Source organism: Pantoea sp. GbtcB22 (assembly GCF_019091025.1).
Lineage (GTDB): Bacteria > Pseudomonadota > Gammaproteobacteria > Enterobacterales > Enterobacteriaceae > Pantoea > Pantoea leporis.
Genome location: NZ_JAGXKB010000010.1, coordinates 99,646 through 112,448 on the forward strand (window position 1 = coordinate 99,646; position 12,803 = coordinate 112,448).

Here is a 12,803-nt window from a genome sequence, read left to right on the forward strand (position 1 = left end):
TTCCGCACATCATCAGAGATGAAGGAGCATTAAAACGAGAGGGAATTTAATGAGACTTGCCCCACAAGAAAGAGAACAATACCTTTCTGAATTTCTGAACGTGTGGCCTCAAAGCCGTCTTGTGGGCATGACGCTTAAAAGCTATTTCGATATTGGCAGTCGGGATACGCTCGCATGGTGGCTGGAGTTTGGTGCAGGCAGTCATCTGGGATCAAATGCCGGCGGCGATGCGTCTAAATTCGGCATTTATATGCGTGGCGCACCACCGAAAGGCGATCGTAGCTTTATTCAAATGGACAGCACGTATTCCTGGAAGAAAAAATACGGAGATTCGGCTGAGGAGGCTTTTACCAGGGTCAAAGCAAACATTCTTATGGTGATTAACGCAGCCAGAGCGGGGGATCTGCAGGCTATTCAACAGCTGGATTTTGAAACCTCGTTGAAGTGGAAACTGGCGTTTATCTACCAGGACCATAATCAACCGGTACTGCTCCCCATCTACAAATTGAAACGTCTGCGAACGCTATGCGGTGATGCCAAAGCAGACCACGCTTCGGCATACCAGATTCTCATGGCAAAGCGCGGACAAACGCCCGCACTTGCATATGGTTTTGAGCTATGGGCACAACTGGGCCTGGACGAGGCGGATGACGATGAAGAGCAGCTTGAAAATGAGGTGAATTCTTCTTTCAGCTCAGCGCCACCGCCACCGCCATTAAATCAGATTCTGTACGGCCCTCCTGGCACGGGCAAAACCTACAATACCATCAATAAAGCTTTAGAAATCCTTGATCCCCAACTGCTGGTGAAAAATTGCACGGATGACGGGGTAGCCCGGGCATCACTGAAAGCACGCTTTGATCAGCTGATAGAGGAAGAGCGTATTGCGTTTGTTACCTTCCACCAGAGCTTCAGTTACGAAGATTTTGTTGAGGGTATTCGTGCCAGCGTTGACGACACAATGGAGAGCGAAGAGCAGGGTACTCAGCTCAGTTATCGCATCGAAGATGGAATTTTCAAACGTATTTGCACCAATGCACGACGCGAACGTGCAACCGAGGAAGCGCTGGGGGTCGATCCGCAGGCAAGGGTCTGGAAAATATCTATTGAAGATGCGAATTCAAATGGAGATACCCGAAAGTATTGCTTTGAACATGACGAAGCACGAATCGGGTGGGCTGACGTGGGAAACCTAAATGACGCCGATCTGGATGATCCTGCACATAATTTAAAGCGTAATGCGCGCCATTCCCTAGCTTACTTCAGCCGCGAGGCCAAACTTGGTGATATTCTCCTTTGCCTGGCAAGCATCACTGAAATTTGTGCCGTCGGCGTTGTCACTGGCCGGTATGAATATCAGCCCACTCCACCTGCCGGGGTCAGAGAGGACTATGTTCAGCGCCTGCCGGTAAAATGGTTGCTGAGCGATATTCGCTTTAACATCACCTCACTAAATGACCAATGCACTCTGCGCCCGATGACAATGTATCCTTTGTGGCGTATCAATGTCAGCGATCTGTTTTCAGCCTTACGCGCTGAAGGATACAGCCTGACAGACCAATCCAAACCCCAACCGCTACCTCATGTATTAATCATTGATGAAATCAACCGAGGTAATGTCTCGCGTATTTTCGGCGAACTGATCACATTGATTGAGTCCGGCAAACGTAACGGTGCAGCTGAAGCGCTTGAAGTCATATTGCCTTACTCGAAAAAGCGTTTTAGCGTGCCCGATAATCTATGGATAATCGGGACGATGAATACTGCAGACCGTTCTCTGTCGGGACTGGATATCGCACTGCGTCGCCGCTTTAGCTTTGTCGAAATGCAGCCGAAATACGAGTTGCTGGCTAACGTCAACGTCACCCACGATGGAAAAAGTATCAACATCGGCAGGGTGCTGGAGACAATGAATCAGCGTATTGAAATCCTACTGGACCGCGACCACTGCATTGGCCACGCACTGATGATGCCCCTGCTTGAAGAACCCACACTGGACCGTTTGGCTCAGATTTTCAGTCAGCAAATTATCCCATTAATGCAGGAGTATTTCTTTGAGGACTGGGAGCGTATTAGCTGGGTGCTCAACGATGATAACGAGCGGGATAAATTGCTGCGCTTTATTAGCCCGTCAGGAGGAGAAGCCGCGCTGGAGAAATTATTCGGACGTCAGCGAGCCCAATCGCTGTCACTCAATGACCGCCGCTGGCAATTAAATTCGCAGGCATTTTCTTGTATTGACAGCTACCGGTTCATTATTGGGGAAGCCTGAGTGGAAAGGCAATGGATCACCGTGCGGGAGTATGCACATTTAACCACACCGGTCACTCCGGGCATGGTTCCGACATTGGATCACGCCCAAATCAGTCCCAGCGCGTTTGACTGGTTGTGTAAATTGCAGGCTGGGTTCACTGATTCAGGCGCACGACTAATCGTGTTGGACAATCGACGGACCCTGAGGCTAGACAGTTATGTCGGTACCATCAGCACACCATGTGGAACCGATATTGAAATACTGCCTAAACATTTCTCATCCACTGACGACATAGAAAAGAGCCGACAGTTGATGTGTCGCTTGATTGCCTCCGCATTCAATTTACCCTGGCGGGAAGCGGGTGTTGCCGACCTGAACCTTTTTCATTACCCGTTAAGCGAGTGGGTAATACGACAATTTTTGATTACCCTCGGTCAACTCATTAAACGTGGGCTGAGATTTGATTACCAGCAGGTAGAGGATGAGCAACCTTTCCTGCGCGGTCAGCTCGATATGGGCCGCCAATTGAGACAATTGCCCGGAAGCCAACACCGGTTTCATCAGCGACACTATCTGTTTCTGCCTGACCGCCCAGAAAACAGATTACTGCGGCTTGCTCTGGATAAAATATGCCTGGAAACCCGGGAGTCGCAGAACTGGCGCTTATCCCATGAGCTCATTAATCTGATGCAGGAAGTCCCCCCGAGCCGACAGGTCAATAAAGATTTTGCACGTTGGGGAAACGATCGCCTGATGATGCACTATCGTGCAGTCCGTCCCTGGTGTCAGTTAATATTAGGGGAGCAACTACCTCTGGCGATACAGGGAACAGCACGAGGTATCAGTCTGTTATTTCCGATGGAACGTTTATTTGAACAGCATGTGGCCAGGGTATTGAAATATCAGATTTTATCAGGAGCGACACTCCATTCGCAGACCGCCAGCGAGTACCTGTGCAGGTATGATGACACGAAGATGTTTTTACTCAAGCCTGATTTAGTGCTGATGCACGGCGATAATAAATGGGTACTGGATACCAAATGGAAACGCCTGGACCAGGGTAATGATGACAATTGCCGTTTTTCCCAGAGTGATGTCTATCAAATGCTGGCCTATGGCATGCGTTACCTGCAACCACAACAAGATTTATTACTTATTTACCCCAAAAGCTCTGGTTTCAGTATGCCATTGGGACCTTATATTCTGCCTAATGAGCTACGCCTACATGCGCTGCCCTTTGACCTTGATAATGATCTATTGTTAGGTAGCGAAGCGGTAAGAATGCCATTAGACCGACTCGGTTAAGCAATTCATTGAGAAGTAAACGGGGCTGGCAGTTAGGATGGTTTTACTCCTTAATGCGGCTATCCATCAGATTTACCATTGCGCCAGCATGCGCGTCAACGTGGCGAATATAGCGCATCACCGTCTCCGCTTTTTTCCACGTGCCTTCCTGCATGATCTGCGCGGTGCTGTATTTCTTCGTGGCCATGTCGATGGCGGCGCCTACGCGGGTACTGTGCCCGGACCAGCCTCGATAGCGGTTTTTATTCGGTTTTGCATCATGCCCGGGACCGGCTTCCTGCCAGGCGCGGGCAAAAATATCTTCCAGCGCGCGCGTAGTCAGCGGCTTTTCTGTTGCCGGCAGGGCGCGGTTGGTCCGGTGCACGGGGCCGAAGATAAACGCATCCGGCTCGGCAATCAGGCCTGAGGCGTTCAGCCACGCCGTGAGTCGCTGCGTGGAAAGGTCTCCCAGCCCCTTAATCAGGCCGCCGGTCATCACAATGGTTTTGGTCCAGGCCACGTCCAGCACGATCCTGCCGTCCGGGGCGCGGGAAATGTCACGCACGCGCAGGCGGCCCAGCTCGCTGACGCGCAGCAGCGTGGCGTAGGCCACGTGCAGGAACGCCAGGTCGCGCAGCTGCTGCAGCCGGTCGGAATCACACCATCTTTTGTCGAGGGTAAGCAGGTCACCGATGCGGAACGGGACGGCCTGACCGGCGCGCTCGCCGCTGATGACCGCGGTGCGGTTAATCCTCTTTACCGCGCGAAAAACTACCGGAGAGCGGTTCGGCGGTATCATCCCGGCGTTACGGTGTAACATCGAGATCAACGCGGCGTGGGTCGTGATGGTGGAAGACGCCCGGCCGGACACCTGCAGCCACAGTAGGTAATCTCGCAGGTCGGCGGACGTCATCGGCAGGAAGCGCCGTCCGTGCTCGTCTGCCCAGCGGCTGCCGGTGCGCATCACGCTCAGCAGCTGGCGCCAGGTGTTGTCGGAAAATGCCTCACGATCCTGCACGAACTCGCGCAGGCGTTCGGCCATGTCGGCGTCACCGGGCATCAGCGGACCGGAGAAGGGCGTCAGTTCTGTCATATCGTCCGTTTTTCAGTCGGTTTGCCGTCAAGCGTCGCTGTGCGCATTCTGAGGAAAGATTAGGGCAGCAACCCTGCAGATTTCACGCAGCAACGCCGTAATTTTGTCCACGCATCTGCGGTCGTGACCGCAGGATCCCCATCATACCCGGATCCTTTGGCGGATCCTAACTTCATATAATCTTTATTATATGAAGTTAGGATTGAATAGAGTTTTCCCACTTAGACAGCGGTTAACATGAGCGGGAGTTTGACTGCGATAATCTTAATTATATGAGGCTTGGTGCGTATGAATTGATTCTGTAGCGGCAAGCAATAATGTGCAGAGACCGGGCAGTTAAAAGTAAGTGATACAGAGTTAAATATTAAAGTATACCCTTTGATAATAAAAAACAATTTTCGAATGGTCCAATCGTAAATAATTACAAAGGTCAGATAGAACCATTCTCGACATTTTAATTGTAGCTATCAAGAGCCTTGTCTAATTCATTTTTAATACAATCATAAAATGAGATAATAAAATCATAATCTAAGTCAATACTATGACCTATGTTATGAACAGAATGATTGCGTAGCTCCAGAAAACATTTAGATTTTTCATACTCTAAATGAGAAACTAAACCTTCTGAATAAGCCATATTTAATATACTTAGATCTGTCAAGCCATTATGACTTAAACCTAAAGCATCAATCTTGTTTCTAATAAAAGATATATACACCACCCATAAGTGGGGAATTAAAAATATTACGATGCTCTTGTTTTTTAAATTCTCTCCAATTAAATCTAGTTCTTTCTTTAAATCAAGGTAATTGTTTTTATATTTTTTTTCATCACCTTCATTATTTAACAGTTTATCGTCGACAGTAACAATCATGAACTTCCAGTCAGTATGAGACTCAATCAGTTCACTAACTTCAATGAATTTCTTGGTGTCTACTTTCGATTTTGAGGTTTTTACTTCAATCAAAATATGTTCATTGCCACGATAAGCCAAAAGATCTGGCAAATACTTCCCAAGATCAAAAGGTATATGCGTTTTATCAGGATGTAAGATTACCACATATCCCTTATTTTCAAATTGCTTAGCAATTTCTTTTTCTGCAATAATACCATAATTAATACTCATAAAACCTCTTTTAATTCAATTGAGTCATAGATAGCAACATAAACACACGCAATACCTTCAATAATAGCCTCTTTTAAAATATACGGAAGACCGGTAATGGCGTTTGGCTCGCTGAGTATACGCATGTGTGCGGATACATCTTTTACCAAAGAGTCATCAGCATAAATGCATGAGTTTAAAGCGTCTTGTACTGGTTTAACAAAATTGTTTATGTCACCCTGAGCTGATTCTTCTGAAATATAAATCATCAAGAATTTCAATGGGGAATTTACAATTGGCATTCCTTTCCAAGCCTGCCTTGCGCGGCCGTAAACATAATCTTGCCATTCAGATTTATGCTTAGCACTTTTAGACTGATGGGAAACAGGTGCCCTGGGTAAGAGAAACTCTACAATTTTTGCCATGAACTTACATCCCTATCATTCCTAAAATAACAACAATTTAATAAATTAAAGATGCTTAATATCTGATTTTTTCAACATTCAACTTGAATAGCGATTATAGCTCAATAGTATTCTAAAACAATCATTTAGCAATGTGCCTTTAGTAATTAATAACGCCTCCATATTGAAAAATGCGATAAATCTTCAATTAAGTGAGGCTGATGTATCGCACATAACGGTTCGATAAGCTTAACGAGATGTACATAATTTAGATATTTAACATAATGATATTAATTAGTTTAATCCAAATTTTAGGCTTAGATCTTCAGTCGTGCTGGTAGGAACAGTTGGTTGGTTATGAACACTGGCCAGTCTTCATCTCCACAAAAGGAGACTTTATGGTTTAATGAATACACTGTGTGAAGGTTGAATATCGATGATGGCTGAATATAACAGTGACGTGACAGAAAAAAGATAACGGAACGCCAGTCGGCATTCCGCTAATAAATAATCAAATCAGAGAAAGCTGCTGTTCTATGTTTTTTAATCGCTCCAACTCATATCTCAAATTCTCTTGTTTATCACCTTTAACTTTCTTAATGGTTTCCTGAATGGTGCCGCCAATAATCCCTAAGGGTATAGCGGCCACCATTTTAATGGGCTCGATGTCCGCTACGATTTTGTTGATTTTGAGTTTCAATCTAGTTCTCAATTCCTCTCGCTCAGCAATCATCGACAAGCATGTCATTTTGCAACGCATGCTGATGGCTGGGTTATGCAGCAACGCTAGCAATATTTCTAACCTTTCTTTTGCTGCTAATACTAATTGCTGTGCCGGTGCCAGCTGAGGATGTTCTGCCAAGCGACATAACACCATTAGCGAAGCGTGCATTAATTTAGCTTGCGCCTCTTCCGTCAAATTCGGATTAGTTGCCGCACTGATTAGAATCCGTTCTTCGCGGCCAGCACTGCAATATTCTAGTAATAGACCCAACGGGATTACCGGGTTACGAGCCAGATGGATATCCACCCAGACAGAATCATTTGTGCGTAGTTTGGGGATTAGTGAGGGATCAAGATGGTCATTCTGTGCAAGCGCTTGATCAATATCCTTATGGTGGAAAGGAGCTTCCAGCAGTTGATGTTGTAAGTGATGAACCAACGCAGGATTTTTCGCCAATATTCTCAATTCATCTCTTCGGTGGTATTTAAGGAATTTCACCTGCACTTCTTCAGTTAATGCGGGGTTACCTGCAAGCATCTGGCGAAATTCACTTGCTTCATTTAACATATCTAACTGCAAGCGCGCCGTTAATGCCGGATTGATGGCTAAGCGTTTCTTAGCTTCAGGTTGAACCGTTTTGAGAAGATAAGTCTGTACGCTCTCAACCAGCGCAGTATTGCTGGCAAGTGCAAGGCGCACATGTTCTGAACCTTCATTAGCCAGTAACTGCTGCACGGATGCGACCAGAGTGGTGTTTTGCGCAAACAACTCTAGTGCTGAGCTATCTCTGACATGTGAAGCAAAACGGCGTTGCGCTTCAAGAGATAAGTTACGCTTTTGTGCCCAGATGCTGAGTTGTTTAACGTCCCCGTTTATCACTATTCTGGCAATCTCTGCAACATCATCCTTTTCGGAAGTCTCGAATGTTTTCTCATTATTTTGCGACTCATCTAATGCCATTATTACCGAAACGTCACTGTCATTGGCTAGTATTTGTATTACGGTTGCAGTTAAACAATTATTTGCCGCCAACGCAGCACGTACATTTATCTCCGTGTCTTTGGCCAGTAATAATTGCGCAGATTCACTTAGTGCAGTATTTCCTGCCAGAGACGCGCGTATTAGCGAATTGGGATGGGTAACATGCTCATCCATACAACTGTGTGGCAACGCAGGATGGGTTAATACGCTAGACAACAATCTTATGTTGTCTGTTTTCACAAACAGGACTAATAATTTTTCTGGACAGTTATTCTGGGCCGTTAATTCTATTTTGGTTTGCTCAGTGATTATCTTTTTACTGACTAAATCCCCCACCAGCGAAACAGGTGCATTCGGATGACAAACAGCAATTTTTATTAACTCAATGTCGCTATTTTTACCTTCTGCGACCTCAACCAGATAACTCGACAGGATCTTCTCATCACAATGATGATTCGCAAACGCTGCGTGGCGCACATTGCTGTCACTGTCGCCAGCCAGTTTAGCTAGCAGGTCCGCCGAGCACTCTTCGTGCTGGGCAACGCGCAGCCGTTCGTGCGGATTGCTATGCTCTGCCAGCGCGATCATCTGCGTCAGGCTCAAGCCTTCATGTCTGGAGGCGGGTTTGAGCTTCATCTCTTCAAACTTTTGCTCATACTCCATCACTTTTTTGCGCAACGTCTCACGTAACGGCACAGTGTTCTCAATCGCAGCTAAAATATGCTCGAAAGCCAGCGGCGTGGAATCGAGGAAGGCTTGTTCGCGCGCTTCATTCGCTGCATTTTGAATATCTGCACCTGCAAAATCACGACATTTTAGGGCTAACTGCTGCTGTTGTTCCTCACTGAATTTGTCCCACGATACTTGCAGTTGGATCTGCAAAATCGACTTACGTTCGCTGATGTGCGGGAACCCGACATAGAACACCTCATCAAACCGGCCTTTACGCAGTAGCTCTGGCGGGATAACCGAGACGTCGTTGGCTGTTGCCACTACAAAAACCGCCCCCTGTTTCTCCTGCATCCAGGTAAGAAAGTAGCCGAGCAAGCGCGATGTCACCTCTGAAGTGCCTTGTCCGCCAATCCCAGCAAAAGCTTTCTCCAGTTCATCGATCCACAACACACAAGGGCTGATACTCTCCGCCATCGCCAGCGCCCGTCGCATGTTATGCTCGCTTTCACCAACGTACTTGCCTAAAAGTGAGCCGATATCAAGACGCAATAACGGTAGATGGAACAGACTTGCCACAGCTTTCGCGGTTAACGATTTACCACAACCCGGCATACCCGCCACTAATACGCCTTTAGGTGAGGGTAATCCCCATTGCTTCGCTTCATCGAGCTGATGCAAAATCGTGGCTTTACGCTGCAGCCAACTCTTGAGATTTTCCAAGCCTCCAATGTCTTGCAGGCTTTCGCGCACTTTAACCATTTCCAGCACGCCGCTCTTGGCGATAATCTGTTCTTTCTCTGCCAGTAAAGTGTCGAGCGAGCCTTCATTGAATCCGCCGTGCATCTCCAAGGCCACCGCCAGCGATTGCCTGATCTCACGTAAACTTAAACCCGAAAGCAGCGTGATCAAGCGCGGAATCACGTCAGCGATTAAGGTGATATCACGTGCCGCCACAAAGTCTGCAATCTGCTGTTGGATCTCCGCCGCGCTGGGTAAAGGCAGTGTGATTGCCGTCATGTAGGGTTCAATCAGCGTCGGCAGGGCTTGGCGGTCATCTACGCAAAAAAGTGCGCAGCGGCCCTGATGATGGCGCTGAATGCGCAGCAGCAATTGCTGGAGCCGGGCGGCTACAAGTTGGTCACCGTCAATGACTTGGTGGGCATTTTTGATAACGAACAGTGTGCCATCCAGTTCATCATCTAGTAATTCAGCTAGCTGAAGCGCGCACTGCGGTGGCTGCTGTGGAGTCAGGCTGATCGGCACTTTATTGCCGGGATTGACCCAGCCCCAAGCCAAGTTCCATTCGCGAATTCGCATCTTCGCCAATTCAGACACATCTTGCAGCACGCTATCAACGCGCTCCTCTTCACCACTTTGCAGGTAAAAGCCGCCGTGTCCTGCGCGGATCCATGTGTACAGGCGAGCACTCATTGTCTGTTGCATAAATCCTCTCAAGCGAACAAGCGGGAAAAGGCGTTACCGATGGACTTCACTCCGACGCTGAAGGTTTGCGCGACGCTGTTGACCAACGCAACGCCTTGACCAATGAGCGATTTACTGGCGTTATACGCCAAATTGGCAGCGGTGCTGCCTAACATTCCACCGACAATACCGCCAGTTAACCCCCCAACAAAGGTGCCAATCGGGCCCAAAACGGTGCCAATCGCTGCGCCCAATGCTGCGCCTTCACTCGCAAGAGCCAGTCCGGCAATAGAACACGCTGTGGTATTCGCCATTTGATCGAGCGCTTCGCTTTTGCTTATCTCACCGCGTGCCAGTTGCGCCATGGTTTTAACATTGTCCAATGCCACCGAGGCGATTGTCGCAATGCGTCCTGCAGGGGAGTGTTTCAACGACTCACCGAGTAATCCACGCTTGCTGGCCACCATCAGAGCACCTGATGCAGCGACATTGAGCAGCACCTTTCCACTACTGTTAACCGACTGCGCCAGAAAATCTTTGCCTTCCTGCTGCAGTGAAATATTCTCTTTGCCACGCAGGCGATTCCAGCATCGACGTGCTATCACCGCACCCGCCTGTAAACACAAGCTCATGCCTACAGCGATTGCGGCTTCTTTACCAATGCGTTTACCTACAGTGAGTGCATCGGCGCTTTTCCAGTCAAGTTCATGTACATGCTGTTCATTTTGTACCTGCTCTTGCTGACGCTTAGCTTCCTTTTTGCTTAAAGGAGTCGATTCAATCCCTTCGAACTCAATCACCTCGCTGGCGCTTTTCCTCATGTCAGCCGCTTGGCCCTGCGGTACCAGCTTGCGCTGACCGCGATAATCTCCGCGTTCAAACAGCTCTTCTGTGGCGCCCGCATCAGCACCATATTTGGCCTGGTATCTACGCACGACTTTGCCTTGGCAATCGTGAATATGGATATCGACCGAGTTTTTGGCAAAGGCTTTGCCAGGATTGATGACAACAGATGCTCGTGCATCGGAGCCTGCTGCCGCAGCGTTCACGTTGAAGGTATTTACGTGATGCACTTCGGCGATAAAGCCATCAAGATTGCGCGCCTGGCTCAATTGCATGTTTTTGCAGGTGACAATAGTCCGCATAGTAGTATTTGAGCGTTTCAGCGCTTCATCAATCACTGCGCCATAATCGCCGACACTCAGGATGCCATGCTGTTTTGCTGCATTCGCGAGGGAAGTGGCCAGCCAGCTTTCACGCGATTTACCTTGATCGCGTGCCGCAGCCAGCTCCTGTTTTAATTCAGCTTGACGCAGCGCAGTGGCGACGATCTCTGTAATATCACGCTCCATGCTGGCACGATCGGGCCACAGCTCGGCGTGCGGCTGTAACTGGTTGGTCAGCCAGTCGGCTGGCTCGGCGAGAGGCTGATTGGCGGCAGCTTGAGTAAAAGAGACGATCAATTCGCCAGCGGAGCTGCTATCTCCCTGTTCTGCCGCTAATTCGGCAGCAACCTCATCGGCATACTGCTCTTGCCATTCTTCACTGGCGACCAGTGCTGCGTCTTCAGCGGGAATCAGTTCATGGTTGCTTGCTGTAGTGTCAGTCATACGTTTTCCCTGTTGTGTTGTTGTGCGGTCTTCATTGAAATAAGTGACTGTTCCAACTCATCAATCAAACGTTGATGCAGCCAGTCAGGCGATAAGATGGTGACGTGCGGTAGCCAATAGCGCACGATGGCCAGAATTTGACGGGTATCTGCTACTTTACAGCTGAGATCGATGCTGCCGTCTGCTTCTTCACACAGCAGTTGCTGATTCGGTAACAGTTGGCGGTCTAAGAACCAGCGTGATCCGGCTCCAGCAACACGGAGTTGAACCTCAAATTTCTCCAGGCTGAACCAGGCATCATCCTCTTGATCCACCGCTTCAATCACCGCTTCGTCTGCAACAAACGTTTCGTTTTGCAGAGTTAGCCATTGGATACTGTTAAGGCGAAAAGCTTTGAGTGACCCAGCTTCCACTGCAGCCAAATACCAGACATGTTTGATATTGACCAGACGATAAGGCGACACCCGCCGGGGCTTGTCTTTGTAATTGAAATGGCAGATGCGTCGGGCGCTTATGGCTTTTTGAAGCGGTGCAAACACGCGCTGGAGAGATTTACTTAAATCTTGTTCAATATCGCTGCTTTTAACCAGAAAAGGTGGGGGCGTTTCTTGTTTTGCCAAATCCATCAGTTGCTGTACTTTCTGCCCGGCAAACAGCGGTGCTGCGCCAGTAAGCTGCATAAATTTGGTCAAATCGCCAGTGTGAAGGGAAGCGGTAAATGCTGAAGATAAACGATACCTGTCACCTTCGATATGTTCGACAAGCGGCTGCAGACGGTTGAGATCGCGAAATATGGTGCGCTCTGAGACACCATATTTTTCTGCCAGCGTGCGGCGGCACACTTCATAATGTTGATGTAGCGTGACCAGCATATCGGAAAGCCTGCTGGCCAGTTTTTCATGCGAACCCGTTGCGTTAGTCACTGGATAAACCTTTGATTGCTAATGATATCTCCATCTTAGCGATTGGCACTGACAGGTTGTGTCAGTGCCAAATGACCATTTAGCAAGAATTAGAGATCAATAATGAATATCGGCAAACTGCTGCGTATTCTTTAAGGCAAATTGAGAATTACTGTGAATGCACATGACCGGACCGCCAGCACCGATTATGGCCGGGAAACCACAGCACGGCAGTTATCGCCGCTCCAATTGTCTTTCAACCGGGGCTAGGGCTGCTCGCAGCCAGTTGCGGCAACACCACATCACTAATTGATATAGTGTTGCCATGCTGGCAAAACATATGGCGCTATGC

General features: G+C 48.2%; 8 protein-coding genes. 2 read left to right on the forward strand and 6 right to left on the reverse strand.

Going from position 1 to position 12,803, the window contains the following annotated elements; translation table 11 throughout:
• Positions 1-49 precede the first annotated feature (49 nt).
• Positions 50-2,272, forward strand: coding sequence for an AAA family ATPase (locus KVT28_RS27855; protein WP_254633618.1), 2,223 nt, complete (start codon positions 50-52; stop codon positions 2,270-2,272).
• Positions 2,273-3,559, forward strand: a complete 1,287-nt coding sequence (locus KVT28_RS22765; protein ID WP_217550292.1) for an McrC family protein — start codon at positions 2,273-2,275, stop codon at positions 3,557-3,559.
• Between the two features lie 43 nt (positions 3,560-3,602).
• On the opposite strand, the gene KVT28_RS22770 is transcribed toward KVT28_RS22765, so the two are convergent.
• The 6 genes from KVT28_RS22770 to KVT28_RS22795 all read right to left on the reverse strand — a co-directional run bounded on the left by KVT28_RS22770 (position 3,603) and on the right by KVT28_RS22795 (position 12,472).
• Complete coding sequence (locus KVT28_RS22770; RefSeq protein WP_217550294.1) at positions 3,603-4,631, reverse strand: tyrosine-type recombinase/integrase; 1,029 nt, start codon at positions 4,629-4,631, stop codon at positions 3,603-3,605.
• A 454-nt stretch (positions 4,632-5,085) separates the two neighbouring features.
• Positions 5,086-5,757 carry a hypothetical protein gene (locus KVT28_RS22775; RefSeq protein WP_217550296.1) on the reverse strand — a complete coding sequence of 224 codons (672 nt, stop codon included), beginning with the start codon at positions 5,755-5,757 and terminating at the stop codon, positions 5,086-5,088.
• Complete coding sequence (locus KVT28_RS22780) at positions 5,754-6,161, reverse strand: RusA family crossover junction endodeoxyribonuclease (protein WP_217550298.1); 408 nt, start codon at positions 6,159-6,161, stop codon at positions 5,754-5,756. Before KVT28_RS22780 ends, KVT28_RS22775 begins: the two co-directional genes overlap by 4 nt.
• A 490-nt stretch (positions 6,162-6,651) precedes the next feature.
• Complete coding sequence (locus KVT28_RS22785) at positions 6,652-9,960, reverse strand: AAA family ATPase (RefSeq protein ID WP_217550300.1); 3,309 nt, start codon at positions 9,958-9,960, stop codon at positions 6,652-6,654.
• Between the two features lie 8 nt (positions 9,961-9,968).
• On the reverse strand, positions 9,969-11,549 hold the full coding sequence (locus KVT28_RS22790) for a hypothetical protein (protein ID WP_217550302.1): 1,581 nt from the start codon (positions 11,547-11,549) through the stop codon (positions 9,969-9,971).
• Positions 11,546-12,472, reverse strand: a complete 927-nt coding sequence (locus KVT28_RS22795; RefSeq protein WP_217550304.1) for a WYL domain-containing protein — start codon at positions 12,470-12,472, stop codon at positions 11,546-11,548. Before KVT28_RS22795 ends, KVT28_RS22790 begins: the two co-directional genes overlap by 4 nt.
• Positions 12,473-12,803 lie beyond the last annotated feature (331 nt).

What these genes read in the sequence shown, in the direction of transcription:
- KVT28_RS22785 (WP_217550300.1), bottom strand. Translation starts at nt 9,960, where the DNA reads ATGCAACAGACAATGAGTGCTCGCCTGTACACATGGATCCGCGCAGGA.
- KVT28_RS22790 (WP_217550302.1), bottom strand. Translation starts at nt 11,549, where the DNA reads ATGACTGACACTACAGCAAGCAACCATGAACTGATTCCCGCTGAAGAC.
- KVT28_RS22780 (WP_217550298.1), bottom strand. Translation starts at nt 6,161, where the DNA reads ATGGCAAAAATTGTAGAGTTTCTCTTACCCAGGGCACCTGTTTCCCAT.
- KVT28_RS27855 (WP_254633618.1), top strand. Translation starts at nt 50, where the DNA reads ATGAGACTTGCCCCACAAGAAAGAGAACAATACCTTTCTGAATTTCTG.
- KVT28_RS22775 (WP_217550296.1), bottom strand. Translation starts at nt 5,757, where the DNA reads ATGAGTATTAATTATGGTATTATTGCAGAAAAAGAAATTGCTAAGCAA.
- KVT28_RS22770 (WP_217550294.1), bottom strand. Translation starts at nt 4,631, where the DNA reads ATGACAGAACTGACGCCCTTCTCCGGTCCGCTGATGCCCGGTGACGCC.